We start from the raw sequence: 16903 nt of genomic DNA, 5'->3' as shown, positions 1-16903 counted from the left end.
CGGGGCCGCGCGCGGGGGGGGGGGGGGCGGGGCCCCCCCGCCCGGGGGGGGGGCGGGGGGGGGGGGGGGGGGCGGGGGGCCGGGGGGGGGGGGGGGGGGGGGGGGGGGGGGGGGGGGGGGGGGGGGCCCCCCCCGCCGCGGGTCAGCAGGTCGCGCTGCTGGAGATCTTCACGCCGTTGACGGTGAGGCCGGGGCTCATCACGGTGGTTGTGTTCGGCCCGACGCAGAGCGTGCCCGCGTTGCTGCGCAGGTAGGCCACGTCGTCGTTGCGGGTGTTGAGGATGACGTAGCCGTCGCGGGACGTGACGTCCTGGAATCCGCTGGTGATGACCTGGAACTTGGCGGCGGGGTGGCCGGCCGTGACGGCGGCCTGGTTCACGTAGAAGCAGACGTACGGGTACGCGCAGCCGTGCTGGACCGGCTCCGCGGTCGCGGCCGGGGCACCGGCCATGGACACGGCCGCGACCGCACCGGCGACGACGGCGAGGTTCGCTGCTTTACGGATGATGGAGTTCATCAGTCCCCCAGGGATTCGATTCGGTTCGGGTTCATCGGCAAGCGGTGCTCGACCGCGGGGCCAGCGCACGCCGTGCCGGGCACAGGTCAGGGTGTCGGAGGCGTTCGCCGTCTTCCGCGGCGACAAGTCCGCGCACGGTAGGGTCTCACGCGGCCGCACATGTGATCGACCGTCATGGTGCGGACGGCTGGGGCGACATCGTGTGTGGGCGGGGCAGAAAAGCTTTCTCGCAGACGCCGGCGTCACGCTGCTGGCCAATAGGGCCAAGGGTCTCAGGGGGTGGGGGAGGGCGCACCGGAAATCCCGGACGGGCAGTCGTTCCCGAAGTACTCGCCCTTGACGACGACGACCTCGCCCCGGTGAACGAGGAGACGTCGACCTCGTGCTCTGCGCGGTGCCCCGTCTCCTCGTGTCCCCTGGCAGGGTGGACCGGCTGGGAGTACTTGGCACTCCCTGGCCGGCCCGGATCGTCGGCGCTCGAACCAGTAGACCGCCATCGCGGCCAGACCAGTCGTCGACGCCTTCACCGGCAGTCGCACGACTTAGTCACTCGCCGTCTCCAGCAGCCGACGGGGCTGCGCCCGGCTGGGGCTCAGGCGCCTGTCACCGTTCCACCACGTTGCGCCGCTTGTGGAGGTGCTGGTCGAAGGCGGGTGGCCGACCGTCGCGGCTGCCGCGCCTGAGGTGGTTGCGGACTTGATCGGCCTGCTCGGGGTGGAGTGGGCGATGCCTCGTCGACGCAGCCAGTTGCGGATCGCCTTCGAGCTGTAGCCCTTGCCGCCGATCACGTGGGAGGGCTTGAAGCGGGGGCGGCCCGGGCCGAGGCAGCCGGATCGCCTCCATCACCGCGGCGAACGGGGTGGTCAGGCCGCTGCGGACGTGGTCGTGGGTTCGCCACTCGGGTATGCCCCCAGGTCTCGGGCACGACTCTTCCCAGATCTCCCCGGCACCGCCATCAGGAAGTGGACCTGCTCCTTCGGCACGACCGGAACACTCGGCAGCGAGAGTCATACGTTACGGCCGTCGCTGCACCAACGCCGCGCACATGATGGTCGAGGACTTCGGACCGGCCCGCGTCAACGCCCGGTCGAGGTACGGCTGTCGCTGACCCCACGGGCGGCCCGCTCGCTTCCCCCGGGCACGGCGTCGGCTGAACCTCCGGGGCGGGCGTTGCGTATCAATTCCAGAGGGACAGCTCAGGTATCCACCACGGGACGGAAGGAGAGCATCGTGCCCACGCCGCCCGCGTCCGACTCACCGGACGACCGCCCCGCGCTCGAGCCGATCCGCGTGCTGCGCGCGCGCCGGACCGACGCGCTGGCCCAACTGCTCGACGAGATACGCCAGGACAAGGACTACCGCAGCCGCGAGACCCTGGCCACACCCGTCCCACACACCCGGACCGGCGGCGAGACAGAGGAACTCCCGCCTGTCCCCGGCGGCAAGACGGAGGAACTCCCCGCACCCGACGGCGACGCCCGCCCACCGCGTCCCGTAGGCCGCCCGCGCCTCGGGCCCGGACAGCGCCGGGCGGCCGTGGTGATCGCGGTCGTCGCGGCGGCCGTCGTCGGCTTCAGCTGCTCCCTCCTGATTCCCAGCCGTACCGACGCCACCCCGGCCGCACCCTCGGCGAGCGCGTCGGCGGCCCCGACGTCGGCCGCCCCGGGCGCGGTCGGGGCCGCCGACGTCCTGACCAACCCCGGCTTCGAGTCGGGCAGCCTCTCGCCGTGGAGCTGCACCGGCAACCCGGGCTCGATTGTCACCTCCCCCGTCCACGTGGGCTCCAAGGCCCTCCGGGGGACGGTGAGTTCGAGCGACACGGCGCAGTGCAACCAGACCGTCGCGGTGCGGCCGAACACCACCTACTCACTCAGCGGCTGGGTCCGCGGCTCCTCCGTCTACCTGGGCGTGAACGACGGCGCCTCCACCTGGACCACTTCCCCCTCCGGATACAGCCCCCTGACCGTCTCCTTCACCACAGGCGCCTCCCAGACCAGCGCGACGATCTACGTGCACGGCTGGTACGCACAGGGCAGCTACTTCGCCGACGAGATCACCCTGGACGGGCCCGGTGGCGGCGGTGGCGCCTAGAGCTTGTCGGCTCCTCGCCTACAGGCTGTGCGCCGATGAAGCTCTTCTCCGGGCTGCCGTCAGCACACGAACGATCACTGCTCATTGATGGCGCATCCACTGTCCTGGTGAGTACCTGTTCCTGAGCCTGGCATGCCAACCTGGCGGGCTGGGGTCCTAGCGCTGCCCCAGCTGTTTCCCCGTTGCGCGGGTTCAAGGTCTGGGCGGAGTAATCGTCCTCACTCGTGCGTGTGAGGTTGCACGTGCGGACCGCGAGAGCAGGGGTAGCTCTCAAATAAATCAACTGACCTTCCGATGAATCAACTGACCCAAGAAAGGCACGTCATGCGTCGCTTGACCGCTGTCCTTGGCGTTTTCGCCGCGACCACCCTCCTTGCGGTGGCCGTACCATCCGCTGCCCATGCCGACGGTACCGACTTTGGCACCAGGAACGGCGACACAGCCGTCGCGGGCGACTCCGGCGGCATCCTCAATACCTACGGCGCACCGCTCATCAATACCGACGGCCGTTGCCTGGTGCCGCTCCCCGAGGGTGAGGGCATCGGCGGTCACCTCCTCGGCAGCCTCAAGACAGCGTGCAACAGCATCCCGGTCGATCAGTTTCAGGCCCCGCAGAAGCTTCTCTGACAAGGTCTTGCGCTCCCGGAAAGCGACGGCGAAGCGACAAGGCCGCCCGCTCGTGTGCATCCCGGACTGACCGTTTGGCCCCCACCGCCCTGGCCGCGGTCGTCACCTTCCGCGGCTGGTGGACGTGGGAGATCGACGGTGAGTTGTGGCGCTGCCGGCCCCCGGCCTCGTTCCAGTCCCGCAGCCGTCGCCAGCAGGTCTTCCCCGAGCCGAAGCCCAGTTCACGAGCTGCTGCTGTCCGAGCTGCGGGCCGCAGACCTGCTGGACTTCTCCCACGCAGCGGTCGACTCCAGCCACATCCGCGCAATGAAGGGCGGGCCGGCCACCGGTCCGTCCCCGGTGGACCGGGGCAAGGCCGGCAGCGAGCACCACCTGATCGTCGAGGCGCACGGCATCCCGCTCGCAGCATCACCACAGGCGCCAACCGCAACGACGTCACCCAACTGATCCTGCTGATCCAGACCGTCCCACCGATCCGCGGCAAGCGCTGGCAGCCACTGCGCCGTCCCAAGTATCTGTACGCCGACCGCGGCTATGACCACGAGGTCTACTGGGACAAGGTCCGCCGGTTCCTGATCACCCCGCACCTTGCCGGCGCGGTACCGGGCACGGGTCCGGCCTGGGCGCGTGTACCGCTGGGTCGTGGAAGGAGCGATCGCGCTGCCGCACTGGTTCCGCCGCCTGCGCATCCGCAGCGAGATCCGCGACGACATCCACCACGCGTTCGTCACCTTTGGCTGCGCCGTCATCTGTTGGCGACGACTGCGCACCGCTCTTTGATGAGAGTAAAGGCGGGCGATCGCCCCAGGGGATGGCCTGCTCGATGCGTCAGAACGTACTCACAGCAGTCGGGCCCGCGCAGCCTCACATCCGGGATCTCAGCACGTCGACCTCACAGCCCGGCGCGAACGGGTCGAAGCCGTGCTCGATCAGCCAGCGAACCACCAGCAGGCTTCGCATCGACCACCACGCCTGGATCACGTCGAGATCGACGTCTGTGCCATAGCCGGCGATGACGTCGTCGAGGTGCTCCTCGTGTCCGAGCGTGAAGGTGGCGAGGTCGTACAGGGCATCACCCTGGCCCGCCTCGGACCAGTCGATGATGCCGGTGACCTCGTCGCCGTCGACGAAGACGTGCGCGATCTGCAGGTCGCCGTGCGTGAACGCCGGAGTCCACGGTCGGAGCGCTGCCTCGGCGACCTGGCGGTTGCGGGTGACCAGGTCCGCGGGCAGGACGCGGTTCGTCACGAGCAACTCGCACTCGTCGTCGAGTTCCGCCGTCAGCGCGACGATGCTCCGGCCGGGCCGGGCCGGCAACGGCGCGTCATGCAGCTTTCGGATGGCGGCGCCCGCCGCGGCCCACGCCGCCGGCGACCCGGTCGACGGCCCGCCGAGGCGCCCCAGCGTCGTCCCCGGGAGTGCGGCCATCGCGAGCACGGGCGGCTTGCACCACAGGATCTCCGGGGTCGGGACCGGCGCCAGGGCCATCGCCTCGACCTCGGCGTCGATGCGCGCCTGGTCGGCGTCCACCTTCAGGAACACGTCGCCGACGCGCAAGGTCGCGCGCTCGGAATGGGCGACGACGACTTTGACCTCATCCATGGGCGACCAGTATCCCGGGGATGACCGCCGACGTCGCCGGGTTTATCGCGTGCGACTACGCGGCTGACCGCGTCCCCATACCCGGCGGCCTCGCGCACGACACCCACCTCTGACCAGGTCAAGTCCACCACTTTCGTTAGGAGTCCTTGGTCCCAGATGCAGAGTGTCCGCTGACTGCCATCTCTTCATTACGACGGCACAAGGCTGGGGACGATACGTGACAGGCAAGTTGGGCAGCGGCTCCGTGAGACGCTGCTGATCCTCTGGTGGGAGACTCGCTGCTCATTACGTCGCGGGCCGGCACTCACTTGCTGGCCTGCGGCCTCAGCAGCGTGGGCAGGCCACCATCTCGTCGAGATGGCGCGCCGCCGCGAACACCAGGACAGCCGCGAAGCGGTGGCCGCGTCGGCGGCAGGCCCCCAGGACCGGATGCTCGCGGGCATGCAAGCCACTGCTTCCAGCATGCGCCTGATGGCCCGTGCCGTAGGTCGACTCGGCCGCGATGCCCCACGCGCCCGCGGGGACGGTCCAAGTTCGCCTCGGACCGGTACGGCTTGGGCCCTGGGCCCTGCTCCCTGTACGCGCAGGGGTGTCCCCGCCATCTTGTTCTGGCGCTGGACCTGCGGGTTGGGTGTCGCTGCTTCGCCGCGAGGCGCATCGAGCGGACGTTGGCGGTCTGGGTGGCGAGTACCACTGGTTCGCCGGGAAGCGCACCGGCGAACCAGTCGAGTGCCGCTGCGCAGGCCTCGACGGCGTACCCGCATCCCCATGCCTTTGCCAGGAACAGGTAGCCGAGCTCGCCCTTCCCGGCAGCCTGACGCAGATACCCCGCTTCTCTGGTGAGCGTGATCTGGCCGATCACCGCTTCGTCGAGATCGACTATCAGGGACGCCACAGCGAAGACTCCCCCTTATGACGTTCCGCGACGGGCGTCCGTGGATGTCCCGAGCATCGAGGAAGATGGGCGCATGAGTGAGGTGCGTGGGGGCTTGGATCGGTACAGCGGGGATGAGCGGTTGGCACAGGAGTGGCTCGGTGGGCTGACACTGAATCCTGCTCTGCCTGCATCAGTGCTGGTGCGATTGCTCACCGCTGAGGAACTGTCTGCCTACGCCTCCTCCTGGCTCACCAGGTGCTCTCTCGACCGGGAGAGCACCGCCGTGCTGGTGTCCGCCCCACAGGTCGACCACCGCCTTCAGACAGTGGAGAACCCGGCCGCTGACGTCGAGGTACTGGCGCGGCTTGCCCGTGATCCCGAACCCCGGGTCCGGTTCGTATACGCGGCACTCGCGGGTGACTTCGGCCGACGCATACCGGATGGAGTGCCGGAGATCCTGGCTGGCGACAGTGAGGCGAGAGTCCGGCGGATGGCAACGCAGTGGGACCTGCCGGTGCCGGTGCGGGCACGACTCGCCGAGGATGAAGACGCTCGGGTGCGAGCCTCAGCCCTCAGTGCAGAGCTGTGGCCGCAGCTTTCGGCCGCCGTATGCCAGGCCCTGCTCGCCGACCCTGAGCCCCAAGTCCAGCACGCCATCGCCAAGTTGTTCCCAAGCGAGCCGGAACCTCGACCCGAGCCCGACCTGCGCGTCCAGGACCCCGAACCCGCCGTACGGAGCGAAGCGGCCCAGGACCCTGAGGTACCGACCGCCCTGGCGCTGCAACTCGCTGAGGACCCCGAAAACACCGTCCGGCTCTCCCTCTCGATGCGCGAGGACCTCACCGAGGAACAGCGCTCCGCCATCGCGTACGACGTGCCAAACGGCTATCACACACCCCCGCTCTGGATCGTGGAACGCGGCCACCAACCGCAGATCGCTCGACGGGCCGCAGCCTCCGGCCACGTCCTGCTGCGTCGCAGCATCGCCATGCAGAAGCACCTGCCCGCCGACGTGGTCGACCGCCTCTCCGAAGACGAGGACTTCTTCGTCAAACTCACCTTGTGCCAGTCGTGCCAGGAAGCCCCGCACGCCCTCGTGCTGGAGATGTACGCCCACTGGCACGGCCTCAAGTGGAGCTTCCTACGCTCCCACCCGAACTTTGCCGAACCGGGCCTCGCTCGCTTCGCCGACCACCCTAATCCGCGGCTGCGCCGCGCTGCCCTGGACGATCCGGAGGCCGGCCCGGAACTCGTCCTGCGGCTGATCGACGATCCGGAAGTCGGTTGCTGGGCGCTGCGGGACCCCAGACTCCCCAGTGAGGAGCTGCATCAACGCCTCGGCGTCCCCGGCTCCGCACGGGATGCCGCGGCCAATCCTGCTCTGCCGCCCGCGACGATGCATCGGCTCCTCGATCTCGCCGCAGTGGCCGAGTGTCCCTCCCCGCGTGGCGTGAAGACCTTGGCTGTAGGGGAAGTTGAGAGTCACGGCGCAGAAGGGTCGGAAGCTTGATCTGGTGTTCCGTGAGGGGGTGGTACGGATCGTGGCGCAGACCGGCAAGTCGGTTGCCGAGGTCGCCAGGGACCTGGGCATCAACGAGACCACCCTGGCCAACTGGGTGTCCCGCGCTCGCCGGGCAGGAACGGCGCCAGCCGGCGAGAGGGACGAGATGGAGCGGTTGCGAGGCGAGATGCCCAGCTCGACTGCGACTCCTTCGTGGTTCTGGCCGGCAGCGCTGCGGACACCGTGACGGTTCGCCTGATCGTCACTACCGTTGTGTGCTGCCTGACCTCGAGTCTGCGCCTCCGAAGTCGCTCCCTGACTGGTCACCAGATCTGCACTCTCTGCCCTGTCCGTGCCGGACGCACCCTTACGTCGGCGTGCGCGTTTACGTGCTCAGCCGCGTACGGGCGAAGTGCTCAGCCCGTGTGCCGCGCGTTGCCGATCCGGCCGCCGCGCGGTTCGTGTGGTGGTGGCGGTATCACCGCAGCGTGATCTCCTGGCCGATCGACTGCTCGAGGGCGGACGAGACGGCCAGGGCGGTGGCGGCGGCGTCCTGCACTGCCACGCCGACCGATTTGTAGAGGGTGATCTGGTCGGGCGCGGTGCGCCCCGGTTTGCTGCCGACGATGACTTCGCCCAGCTCGGCGTGTACATGGTCCGCTGTGATCAGGCCTTCGCGGATCGGCGTGAGCAGGTCGTTGCTGCCCGCGGGGAGCGGGGCGAGCACGGCCTGGCGCGATTCGACGCACACCAGCGCCTCGGCGATCGTGGCGTCGTCGATCTCGCGGCCGGCCGGGTTGTACCCCACGGACGTGATGTGCACTCCAGGTGTCAGCCAGGGGCGGCGGATCACGGGTTCGACGGCGTGCGTTGTCGCGGCGGCGATGTCCGCGCCGTCGAGCGCCTCGGTATAGCTGGAGACGGCCTGGACTTCGGCCTCCAGTACGGCTGAGAGTTCCTCGGCCAGAGCGGCGGCTTTCGCCGGGTCCCGGCCGGCCACGCGGATGTGGCGGATCGGGCGGACCCGGCAGATCGCGCGGGCGTGGGACCGGGCCTGGACGCCGGTGCCCAGTACTGCCAGCACCGTCGCGTCCTCGCGGGCCAGCAGACGCGCCGACAGGGCGGAGCAGGCGCCGGTTCGTGCTGCGGTGATGGCTGTACCGTCCAGCAGGGCGGCGGGCTCGCCGGTGTCCGGATCGAACGCCACGATCACGGCCTGATGTGTAGGCAGCCGTGCGCCGTCGTTGTGCGGGAAGAGTGACACCAGCTTGGTCATGAGCACCCCGGCCGACGGCAGGAAGCCCGGCATGGCCGCCAGGAATCCATCGCGTTCGGGCACCAGGGCGGCGACGCGGTCGGGTACCGAGGCGCGGCCCGCACTGAGGTCTGCCATCGCCGATGCCAGGGCATCGATCAGCGCGTCCACGTCGAGCAGGGACTCGACCTGCGAGCGGCCCAGAACCAGCATGTGCTTCAGCCTCCTGATGCCGGTCATCCAGCAGGCGACCGCGCAGCCAAAGCGTCAACCCCGGCCCCTGTTGCCCCGGCTCGACACGCAGTCCTTCCTGAGCACGTTCATCCGTACGCGCTGAGCACATCAGGTGTACGCCGACATCCTGCGCGGGTGGGTTCAGCGACCTGGATCACCACGTCAGACCCGCGGGAACGAAGGGAAGGGGCGTGAACGGTCACGCACTTCCCCAGCCCGACGGTCACACACTTCCCCAGGTGCCGGCCTCGTCAGCGGTCGATCGACCAGGGGGCGTCAGCGGGCGGGGTCCCCGTGGTGAGGATGTGGCTGATGATCCGTAGCGCCTCCGCCAGGCGCACGGTGTGCTCGTCGGGATACTCGTCGTGTTGTCCGTTGGCCAGGACGAAACCCTTGCTTGAGCCGCGGGCCCGGCGGCTGAGTGCGTGCCCGCCGGGGTCCTCTTCGCCGTCAAGCAGCAATACCATCACCCGCTCGGTGTTGCTGATGGCGGCCGGCGAACGGCCTCGCGAACTGGTCAGCCACGTCTCGAGCTTCCCGGCTGCGATTCGTTCTCGAAGCACGTTCCCGACGCCGACGGGTCCGAACAGAATGACCGGACTCTCCGGGGTGAAGGCATCGAAGTGCGGCCAGATCGCGGATCTGGGCAGTCGGTAGCTTCGGGGGATCTGGAGTGAGGGTCAGTCCGGTTTCGGTGCGGCAGCCGTCGATGAGTCCGCCGAGGACTCGCCCACCTCGAGCGCCGTCCCGAAACGTGTAACGGCCGCAAGTGAGTGCGGGCACTCGTCGAAGGAGCGAGACCCCAGCGGCCCTCTTCGCCGCTGAGGCGAACTGTGACGCTTCGCGAACCGGGGACCACCCGCGGCCGGCCTTCCCTCCCGTTCCGACAGGTCAGCCGGACGACCGACCGACCGGGCCGGCCTGTCGCATCGCGCGGGAGATGATGGGGATGCAATGACGGAACGCGAGGTCAGGAGCATCCATGGCGATGCGGGTTCACCAACCCCGTGAGGACGCGGAGTTCGATTTCATCCTAGGGATGAGCGGAGTTCCGGTCCTCGCATACTTCACCGGGACATGGCCCAAGGCAATCGAACCCTGCCGGGCGATGGACCTCGTCGTGGGTGCCATCGCCGACGAGTACACGGGCCGCCTGACGGCCGTCCGCACCGACATCACGCGCTGTCCGGCCGCAACCGAGCGATACGGGATCACCGGCGCCCCGTCCTACGTCCTGCTGAAGGAGGGAGAGGCGGTGGCGCACGGCACAGGGCCTATGACCATCGCCGAGGCAAGGGAGTTCCTGGACGGCCACCTCTGAGCCTGAGCCGCCACCTCTGAGCCGCCGCCGCGGCCGCGACGCCCGTCACGCAAGCCGTGGGCGTGCTGTCTGGGCTCCAACACGGGCGGCGCCGCTCTGCCCGGCGGCGAGCTCGTACCGGGCTCATACAGTGTTTTCCATGAGCCGACCTAAGTTAGCCAAGGCCGCGATCACCCCGGGTGAGCCCGCCGCCATCTACTGCCGGATCTCGCACACCAAGGACGAGGATCAGACCGGAGTCGACCGGCAGGAGCGCATCTGCCGCGAGATCGCCGAACGCCTTCAACTCGGTGTCGAGTCGGCCCATATCTACGTCGACAACAACCGTTCAGCGTGGCAGCGCAACCGCAACCGCAAGCGGCTCGGGTGGGAGGAAATGCTCCAGGCGATGGCAGACGGAGAGATCCGCCACATCATCGTCTACCACCCCGACCGCCTCATGCGGCAGCCCAAGGACCTCGCAGAACTCCTCTCGATAGCCGACGACAAGCGCGTACTTCTGCACGGCGAGGCAAACCGGCGCGATCTCTCGGACCCCGACGACCGGTTCATCCTCCGCATTGAGGTGGCCCACGCCTGCCGCTCGTCCGACGACGCGTCACGTCGGCTGAAGGACGCCCTGAAGGACATGTCCCGCGAGGGCAGGCCGCATGTGGGCAGTCGCGAAGTTGGACACGTCCGGCTACGAGCCCCCGACGACCACACGCCCCGAGGCCGACGTGACCGCGGACGAGAAGGACCGCGCGAAGCTGGAGGAGCTGAAACAACTGTGGCTCACGGACGACGACTTCACGACCGTCGAGTTCCACGCCATGCGCGCCGTCGTACTCAAGCGGATGAAGGAGCGCCAACGGAAGACGGTCAAGCGGCCCATCGCCGTCCTGGAGGGCATCGCCGGACCGGAGGCCGAAGCCAACTGGAAGAAGCTGGAGGAGGCTGAGGACTACGAGCGCATGAACGCGATCTACCGGTTCCTGTTCGCGGCCGTGGTCGTACTTCCGGCGACGAGGAAGGGCAGGGGGTTCGACACCAACCGCGTGGAGATCAAGCCGAACTCGCTGGACTAGGGTCCGCCGTATGCACTCCTACCCTTGACGGCACTGTCCGCAGGGCTTCCCGAGCGAGTTGGGTGTTGTCATGATCTAGCCATGACTCGCAACACCTCGCCCGTGTATGAGGCGCGCTACGGCTGGGACCCCAAGACCATACGAGTCGCGGTGTTCTCCATCATCTTCACTGCGGCCCTGCTGCTCCCAGGCATGCCATTGCTCGCGCGGATACTGGGCCTGCCGCTGTTCGGCGCGGGAGGATTGTTCATGGCGTTCGTGGCAATGAGCCGCAAGGTCGCGTTCCGGGTGGACGAGACAGGCGTGCTCCTCGGCGGGAGCCCCGCCCGGTACAAGGCCACCACCGCCCACGTGCCCTGGGAAGACATCACAGGCTTCGTACTGTGGCGCCAGGTCATAGCCACTGCCTCCCTGCCCTACGTCGGAGTCACCCGGCGGGAAGGAGCCCCAGCCCTGCCTGGTGACGGCCCGAAATCCCGTGCTGTCCTGGAGATTCTGGCTCCGGTGCCGCCAGATACGGTGATGTCCTCGCGGGCAGTGACCGGGTGGCACTTCGACAAGGGCCAGCTGATCGCCGCCATCGCCCACTTTGCGCCTGGTACCCCTCTGCAAGACGACCTCTAGACGAAACGGTCATGACGGTTGTTGGCTCCGTAGTCCCGCGCTAACGACGTTGTGCGTGATAGTCGCGGAGTCGGCCTGGGAAGATGACAACAGCCGTGCGGGTTGGAGTTGTTGTGAGACAACTCCTCACCCGCACGGCCTTGTCGCATCGGATCTGCACCGGCATCTCCCGCAAGCACCTGAGCAATCTGATCGCCGAGCTGACCGCTCCGTGGACGGCAGCCGAGGAGAGCGAGGGGGTGCAGCAGGGACAGCGGATCTCGCCGAACCCTCAGCTTGGGAAGCTCAGGTGATCTGGGGCTTGCCGGGGCACTGACCTGGGGCGGAGGGGCGTCGACGTCTGCCGGCGGGTTCCTCGATTCCCCGGTGTTCCCCGCAGTTCCCCGTACGATCTGGCACGCGTCTGGCACGACCTCTTCGTCCCGAACTATGGGCGCGACGGTCACTGAGGTCTGCTCGCCTGCTCAGACGGTCATGCAGGACCGCTGGCGGTTGGCTCCGGTCGCGATGGTTGCTGTACCTCGCGGCTGTACGGCAGGAAGGTGCGCGATGTACAACGTCGTCATGACGACTGAACCGACGCGGGCGATGTGGTGGGCCGAGGTGGCGGTCCGCCTTACCGTGACCGGCGCTCCTCGCGGCGACACCGTTCCTGGTGTCGTTGGCAACCGGAGGCGGCCATGTGAGCTTCGACGGCGCGCCGTCGATTCTGTCGATCGCGCTGTCTGCTGGCGTCGGCACCTTCGTGAGTGGCCGGTTCAGAGCGTGGGGGCTGCGTCGGCAAGCCGTGTTCTGCACACGGTCTTGAAAACCGTCGTGGCAGCGATGTCACCGTGGGTTCAAATCCCACACCCACCGCAGGTGAACGGCTCCTGACCAGGTAACTCGGCCAGGAGCCTTTTGTCGGCGACACCTTTCTCGTGAGCCTTGTCCGCCAGAGACCGTGACTCCCCGCGGTTTCCCGACCGAACGGGCACGCAAGGGCACGTCGTCCGGTGATCTCTAGACGGGGAGCAGCACTGCGAGCAGCACGGCCGCCGCTGCGGAGAAGACCCGTGGCTTCCTCCAGCCCGGTCCCGAAGCCTGGCGGTCCATCTCCCACGCGCCCACCAGACCTCCACCGAGGCCCAGCGCGCTCCGCAGCAGGAAAACGGTGGTGTGCACAGGGGTCCTCCAGGAGCCCTCGAACGGACGGGAAGGCTACCCCTGGCAGCCGTCTGGTCTGCTGGTGGGGCGCCCAGTCGGGGCGCAGGGCTCACGGGATCGGCTGGGCAACCCGCGGGGAGTATGTCAGGATCCCGCTTCGAAAGTGGAGGCCGACCATGTTCATGGAATGCGTCATTGTGGTCATCGCATCGGTGCTGATTGTCGGAGGGGTCGCCACCCTCGGCGGCGGCTGGCTACCGGCGTGGTACCGCAACGACGTCCGTCGACCGGTCATGTTCGGGTGGGCACAACTGACCGTGGCTTCCGCGGGCATCATCATCCTTTTCAGCCACTACAAGACCAACACCCCACGCTTGGGGGTGGAGGGCATCGGCTTCGTTGTACTGATGTTCGGCGGCTGGTTGGCCGGTCTGTCGGAGAAACCACAGCGGCGCTGATCCTTCCCGTCACCCACCACTCGCCCCAGCTCCCATCCCGTCTGCCGTCGACCCACACACTGCGTAGCGGGCGTGGTTCAGGGCGTCAAGGTGGAGCGCGCCACTGTAGGCACGACTGTGAGGATTGGTCCCGGCATCGCTCGGCGGTCTGACCCACCGAACGATTGACGCTTCGGGCTGTCTTTTCAAGGAATCGTCGGCGCAGCGCGGGCGGAGCGGGCCGAAGGCAGGAGCGTCGCCCGGCGCGGAGCCGGGAGCGCGCCCGGCGGAGCGGAGCGCAGCCAGGGCTCGGACCAGTAGCGAGAGTTGTTGCTCAGGCTTCGGCTGGGATGCGCCACAGGGCAGCGGCGTACTGCCCCCCAGGTCATCGACCGGGGGGTTTCACATGGAGCAACTCGGTCGGGAGCCGATGCGTTGCCTCGTGCCGGTGAATGCCCGCGGTTCAACGTTCGTGCCCGCTAGACCGGGCACGACGCCTTGTGATCCGTAGCCCTGGTGCGAGTAGTCCATGTCTGGGCCAGGTCCCTACCGCCTCGCCCACCGCCGCAGCTTCCCGACGGCGCGCGCCTTGTGAAGTCGGCTCGCCGAGATCTCGTTCGGACTTGTCATGAACGCCGCGATAGGAGTCCATCGCTTGTGTCCCCTGGGTGTCGTCCATCTGACCGCCGGGAAGTCCGTGATCCCGGTGATGCTCTCCCGAGCGATCACACGCGTACGCAGGTATCCACGGACCACCAGCGTCCCGTGCTCGTACCTCACGCGGAGGCGACACCCCCTGACGGCGATCACCGCGAACCCGATCAGGGCCAGGCATGCCACCAGTCGCGGAAGGGTGTCACTGGCCTGCGCCAGGTACGCGATGGCCACAACCGCCGGGATAGCCCCGAGCGCGCTGTTCGCGACACGGTTCACCCTCCGCGGCAACAGCTCCATGACGCTCCTCATCTGCACCAACGGCGGGTCGGCGAGCCTACAGCAGCGAACCGTGCACGGACCGCTGAGTGCCTCCTGCATGGGCGTGCAACGGCACGAGGGGACAGAGTACTCAGGCTGTTCGGCCGACCGCTCCCGGCGTATCCGGCTCGGGTGTGGTGCCGAGGTTGCTTCGGTGTCGTCCTCGGCGCCGGGCCCGACGCTGCCACAGCCGGGTCAGCCACCAGACCCCTGGCAACATGGCTCCCCAAGCCGACACCATCACGAGCGGCCCTCCCCAGCCAGCTCCGATGAAACCTGCCGGGATCGCGCACGCGGCAGCGGCCAGCGCCCCCCTGCCCAATGGCACCAGCGTGTCGGGCAGACCCTTCACAGCCAGGCTGCGCGCTCGGAGCACTGCTTGACCGCCTGCGTACATGGCGAACAGACCGAGCGACAGAAGCGCCAGCACCATGGCAGTGATGAACTCCGGCTCACCGACCGCTGTGTCACCGGACTCCTGGGTGACGTCACCGCGACTGATCGCCGTGGCGTAGTCGTGCCACATCGTGACCACTACCTGATCGCCCGGACGCAGCCGTTTCAACAGCGGACCGGAGCCGTCCAGGTCGACCTCGTGCGGCACCGGGCTCGGCCCCGCGAGCCGTGCGGTGAACTGCTGCCGCTTGCCCCTATCGATGATCACCGTGCTCCGGACACGGGCCCGCACTGAACGCAGACAGTCGGCGTGCGCGTCCAGAGCCGCTGCCGGTGAGCAGGCCTCGGCGGTGAGGTACGACCTTTCATACGCTACGGCTCCCGGTATATCGCCGACGCTCACAACCGCGGCTACCAGCAGACCCGCCCCGAGTACGAAGGCGCACGACCCCCAGCAGCGGTGCAGCCAGATTCGCAGCTTCATTCGGCGGACCTGGTACGGGCCGTGCATGTTGTTACACCCTCTGTCGAACCGCTCACTAGAACCCCGGGCTGGGGATCGTATACGTGCAGGTGAGGACCTTGATCGCCGTGAAGGAAGCTTGTAGCCAGTCGATGCGGTGACGTGACCGCGCCGTGTTCTGGTGACGTGTCAGTCCGGAACCGGTGGAGACCCACACGTCCGCGGACGCCAACGAGCTCCCTCCCAATCAAGGAAGGGGGCTCAACTGCTCTCGGTCCGCGTGGAAGGGGCGAACTGCCTCAGGCCCACTCAACCTCGGAGACGATCTGTGAGGCGCATCCGGGACCCGGCAGCGGCGTACTGGACGGGGTCCGGCCGCGGAGCAACACGAGGACGCGAAGCGCCGACCGCAGCCAGCGCAACGGCGACCTCGTCCTCGCTAGCCCCCGCCAGCGCCTCAATCACCCGAGATCGAGTGCCCCGCCCACGTCAGTGAGAGTGACCGCTCGATGCCGGCGTCGGACCCGCGTTCTTGACCGTCAGAGGCAGCAGCTTCTTGCCGGTCGGGCCGATTTGTATGGCCGTGTCCATCTGGGGGCACACGCCGCAGTCGTCACAAGGTCCCAGCCGCGCCGAGCCAGCAAGTCGTTAGGCCGTCTCCGGTTGGGGTCATCCTGTGAGCAGTGACGGTGAGGTGAGCAGTGTCAGCGACTGCCAGCAACCGGTGATGGTCCGCCACAACTGCCGAAGGGGCGTCACCAAAGATCGAGGTTGGTGAACGAACTGGCGCAAGGCGCTCATCTGTACCAACGCCCTGCTGGGGGCGGTCCCTGGACGGGTCCAAATCGCCCTTCATGGAAGTGAAAGAGGCACCGCTCCATGTTCCAGCGCCTGAGAGTTGTGCGCCTCACGGTTCTCCTACCGCACCCCGTCTGTGTCCTCTGGGATGGCTCGGAACGATGGAGCGCCCCCTCCATGGGCCCACCCAGACAGGGCATTCACCATTTCGATCACTGACGCTCGACGCTCTGAGGCGAGGAACGGCCACGTGAGCCATGCCGGTGCAGACAGCAGCACTATAAGAATGACCGGGATGGCCCGTAATCCTGTCGCGACCGTTGGGCCTTGGGCTAGCAAAAACTTTGCGATCACAGGCGGTGCCTCCATCAGGACAACTCGTCGTCCACTGAGGCAACTTCACCACAGGATGGGTACAAAAAACCACACCCTAGAGCCACGTTATCGCAGGTCAGAGGCAGCGAAAAGGGTGGCGCACTCTGGCGAACCCTGGCGAATACTCGAGCGCGAGCGAACGGTTGCAGGTTCGCAAGTAGTTGATCTTCCCAGGGCGGAGTGTGCCCGGCGCGAGGGCGTGCCTGCGATTTCACTGAGGGTGCGCTCGGCCCCGATCACCCCACCGCCGCCAATCGCCTGATCAACCTCATTGCAATCCGTGCATCGGTGACAGGCCCGGGGAGGGTGAACCTGGCCATGAAGGCTCGTGAGGCAAGGGCCGGGATAGTGGCCAGGAGAGGCAACATTCGCGAAGGTGTTGCGCGCCGTGCCAGGAGACCCCCGCTTCCTTAGGCCGCCATCTGACCAGTCAAGTTATTACCGCATGAGCAAGGCTTGACCGAACTCGGCATAGGCCGGCGAATCGCAGCCGTGCGAACGATGAGGCGCCCCGAGGTTCTCGGACAGCGGTCCCCATAGGATTGAAGTCCAGAACGGTGGAGAGAGCACGTGGCACAGAAGCGTAGGAAGTTCAGT

The 16903-nt window shown here is 67.8% G+C and carries 16 protein-coding genes, 1 tRNA gene and 4 pseudogenes; 13 read left to right on the top strand and 8 right to left on the bottom strand.

Annotation, left to right across the window (positions count from 1 at the left end; translation table 11 throughout):
- Nucleotides 1-142: 142 nt before the first annotated feature.
- Nucleotides 143-517, bottom strand: a complete 375-nt coding sequence (locus ACFYR3_RS44540) for a hypothetical protein (protein ID WP_355855186.1) — start codon at nucleotides 515-517, stop codon at nucleotides 143-145.
- Between the two features lie 630 nt (nucleotides 518-1147).
- On the opposite strand from ACFYR3_RS44540, the gene ACFYR3_RS44535 reads away from it, so the two are divergent.
- The 4 genes and pseudogenes from ACFYR3_RS44535 to ACFYR3_RS44520 all read left to right on the top strand — a co-directional run.
- Nucleotides 1148-1288, top strand: a complete 141-nt coding sequence (locus ACFYR3_RS44535) for a hypothetical protein (RefSeq protein WP_389288061.1) — start codon at nucleotides 1148-1150, stop codon at nucleotides 1286-1288.
- Between the two features lie 882 nt (nucleotides 1289-2170).
- A pseudogene (locus ACFYR3_RS44530) lies at nucleotides 2171-2602 on the top strand (carbohydrate binding domain-containing protein); the annotation flags it as partial.
- A gap of 300 nt (nucleotides 2603-2902) precedes the next feature.
- Nucleotides 2903-3235 (top strand): hypothetical protein, encoded by a 333-nt coding sequence (locus ACFYR3_RS44525; RefSeq protein WP_389288059.1) that lies wholly within the window; start codon nucleotides 2903-2905, stop codon nucleotides 3233-3235.
- 219 nt (nucleotides 3236-3454) lie between these two features.
- Nucleotides 3455-4015: pseudogene (locus tag ACFYR3_RS44520) on the top strand (transposase); the annotation flags it as partial.
- Nucleotides 4016-4099: 84 nt separating this feature from the next.
- On the opposite strand, the gene ACFYR3_RS44515 reads toward ACFYR3_RS44520, so the two are convergent.
- Together ACFYR3_RS44515 and ACFYR3_RS44510 are read right to left on the bottom strand one after the other, a co-directional pair.
- On the bottom strand, nucleotides 4100-4837 hold the full coding sequence (locus ACFYR3_RS44515; protein WP_389288057.1) for a phosphotransferase family protein: 738 nt from the start codon (nucleotides 4835-4837) through the stop codon (nucleotides 4100-4102).
- Nucleotides 4838-5477: 640 nt separating this feature from the next.
- A pseudogene (locus tag ACFYR3_RS44510) lies at nucleotides 5478-5720 on the bottom strand (GNAT family N-acetyltransferase); the annotation flags it as partial.
- On the opposite strand from ACFYR3_RS44510, the gene ACFYR3_RS44505 reads away from it, so the two are divergent.
- Entirely contained in the window at nucleotides 5677-7224 is a 1548-nt protein-coding gene (locus ACFYR3_RS44505) for a hypothetical protein (protein WP_389288065.1), read from the top strand. The pseudogene ACFYR3_RS44510 and the gene ACFYR3_RS44505 sit on opposite strands and share 44 nt — an antisense overlap.
- Nucleotides 7225-7228: 4 nt before the next feature.
- Nucleotides 7229-7462 carry a transposase gene (locus tag ACFYR3_RS44500; RefSeq protein ID WP_389288055.1) on the top strand — a complete coding sequence of 78 codons (234 nt, stop codon included), beginning with the start codon at nucleotides 7229-7231 and terminating at the stop codon, nucleotides 7460-7462.
- A gap of 231 nt (nucleotides 7463-7693) precedes the next feature.
- Here ACFYR3_RS44500 and ACFYR3_RS44495 read toward each other — a convergent pair whose 3' ends face one another.
- Nucleotides 7694-8683 carry an ornithine cyclodeaminase family protein gene (locus tag ACFYR3_RS44495; protein WP_389288053.1) on the bottom strand — a complete coding sequence of 330 codons (990 nt, stop codon included), beginning with the start codon at nucleotides 8681-8683 and terminating at the stop codon, nucleotides 7694-7696.
- 272 nt (nucleotides 8684-8955) lie between these two features.
- Nucleotides 8956-9171, bottom strand: a complete 216-nt coding sequence (locus ACFYR3_RS44490) for a hypothetical protein (protein WP_355855201.1) — start codon at nucleotides 9169-9171, stop codon at nucleotides 8956-8958.
- A gap of 515 nt (nucleotides 9172-9686) precedes the next feature.
- Between ACFYR3_RS44490 and ACFYR3_RS44485 the strand changes: the two genes are divergently transcribed.
- The 6 genes and pseudogenes from ACFYR3_RS44485 to ACFYR3_RS44460 all read left to right on the top strand — a co-directional run bounded on the left by ACFYR3_RS44485 (nucleotide 9687) and on the right by ACFYR3_RS44460 (nucleotide 12576).
- Nucleotides 9687-10025, top strand: coding sequence for a thioredoxin domain-containing protein (locus tag ACFYR3_RS44485; protein WP_355855204.1), 339 nt, complete (start codon nucleotides 9687-9689; stop codon nucleotides 10023-10025).
- 139 nt (nucleotides 10026-10164) lie between these two features.
- Nucleotides 10165-10611, top strand: a pseudogene (locus ACFYR3_RS44480) (recombinase family protein); the annotation flags it as partial.
- Between the two features lie 64 nt (nucleotides 10612-10675).
- On the top strand, nucleotides 10676-11092 hold the full coding sequence (locus tag ACFYR3_RS44475; RefSeq protein ID WP_355858291.1) for a hypothetical protein: 417 nt from the start codon (nucleotides 10676-10678) through the stop codon (nucleotides 11090-11092).
- 81 nt (nucleotides 11093-11173) lie between these two features.
- Nucleotides 11174-11716, top strand: coding sequence for a hypothetical protein (locus tag ACFYR3_RS44470; RefSeq protein WP_389288050.1), 543 nt, complete (start codon nucleotides 11174-11176; stop codon nucleotides 11714-11716).
- Between the two features lie 113 nt (nucleotides 11717-11829).
- A complete protein-coding gene (locus tag ACFYR3_RS44465) occupies nucleotides 11830-12009 on the top strand; it encodes a hypothetical protein (RefSeq protein ID WP_389288048.1) in 180 nt (59 codons plus the stop codon).
- A gap of 470 nt (nucleotides 12010-12479) precedes the next feature.
- Nucleotides 12480-12576 (top strand) — tRNA-OTHER (locus ACFYR3_RS44460).
- A gap of 142 nt (nucleotides 12577-12718) precedes the next feature.
- Here the strand turns inward: ACFYR3_RS44460 and ACFYR3_RS44455 are convergent.
- Nucleotides 12719-12880, bottom strand: coding sequence for a hypothetical protein (locus ACFYR3_RS44455; protein ID WP_356786333.1), 162 nt, complete (start codon nucleotides 12878-12880; stop codon nucleotides 12719-12721).
- Nucleotides 12881-13038: 158 nt separating this feature from the next.
- Between ACFYR3_RS44455 and ACFYR3_RS44450 the strand changes: the two genes are divergently transcribed.
- On the top strand, nucleotides 13039-13320 hold the full coding sequence (locus ACFYR3_RS44450; protein WP_356786335.1) for a hypothetical protein: 282 nt from the start codon (nucleotides 13039-13041) through the stop codon (nucleotides 13318-13320).
- Between the two features lie 525 nt (nucleotides 13321-13845).
- Here ACFYR3_RS44450 and ACFYR3_RS44445 read toward each other — a convergent pair.
- Both ACFYR3_RS44445 and ACFYR3_RS44440 read right to left on the bottom strand, forming a co-directional pair.
- On the bottom strand, nucleotides 13846-14253 hold the full coding sequence (locus tag ACFYR3_RS44445) for a hypothetical protein (protein WP_389288046.1): 408 nt from the start codon (nucleotides 14251-14253) through the stop codon (nucleotides 13846-13848).
- A 112-nt stretch (nucleotides 14254-14365) separates the two neighbouring features.
- Nucleotides 14366-14962: a hypothetical protein gene (locus ACFYR3_RS44440; protein ID WP_389288044.1), complete on the bottom strand. Its 597-nt coding sequence runs from the start codon at nucleotides 14960-14962 to the stop codon at nucleotides 14366-14368.
- Between the last annotated feature and the right edge of the window lie 1941 nt (nucleotides 14963-16903).

The sequence above is a fragment of the Streptomyces sp. NPDC005784 genome (assembly GCF_042871525.1).
In the GTDB taxonomy this organism is placed as follows: Bacteria; Actinomycetota; Actinomycetes; order Streptomycetales; family Streptomycetaceae; genus Streptomyces.
Note: the sequence above shows the minus strand (reverse complement) of the source record. Positions and strands in the feature narration are given on the sequence as shown.

Bases quoted from the DNA above. Each gene is read 5' to 3' on its own strand.
- ACFYR3_RS44470 (WP_389288050.1), top strand. From the start codon at position 11,174: ATGACTCGCAACACCTCGCCCGTGTATGAGGCGCGCTACGGCTGGGAC.
- ACFYR3_RS44490 (WP_355855201.1), bottom strand. From the start codon at position 9,171: ATGGTATTGCTGCTTGACGGCGAAGAGGACCCCGGCGGGCACGCACTC.
- ACFYR3_RS44540 (WP_355855186.1), bottom strand. From the start codon at position 517: ATGAACTCCATCATCCGTAAAGCAGCGAACCTCGCCGTCGTCGCCGGT.
- ACFYR3_RS44525 (WP_389288059.1), top strand. From the start codon at position 2,903: ATGAATCAACTGACCCAAGAAAGGCACGTCATGCGTCGCTTGACCGCT.
- ACFYR3_RS44485 (WP_355855204.1), top strand. From the start codon at position 9,687: ATGGCGATGCGGGTTCACCAACCCCGTGAGGACGCGGAGTTCGATTTC.
- ACFYR3_RS44475 (WP_355858291.1), top strand. From the start codon at position 10,676: ATGTGGGCAGTCGCGAAGTTGGACACGTCCGGCTACGAGCCCCCGACG.
- ACFYR3_RS44445 (WP_389288046.1), bottom strand. From the start codon at position 14,253: ATGGAGCTGTTGCCGCGGAGGGTGAACCGTGTCGCGAACAGCGCGCTC.
- ACFYR3_RS44450 (WP_356786335.1), top strand. From the start codon at position 13,039: ATGTTCATGGAATGCGTCATTGTGGTCATCGCATCGGTGCTGATTGTC.
- ACFYR3_RS44515 (WP_389288057.1), bottom strand. From the start codon at position 4,837: ATGGATGAGGTCAAAGTCGTCGTCGCCCATTCCGAGCGCGCGACCTTG.
- ACFYR3_RS44495 (WP_389288053.1), bottom strand. From the start codon at position 8,683: ATGCTGGTTCTGGGCCGCTCGCAGGTCGAGTCCCTGCTCGACGTGGAC.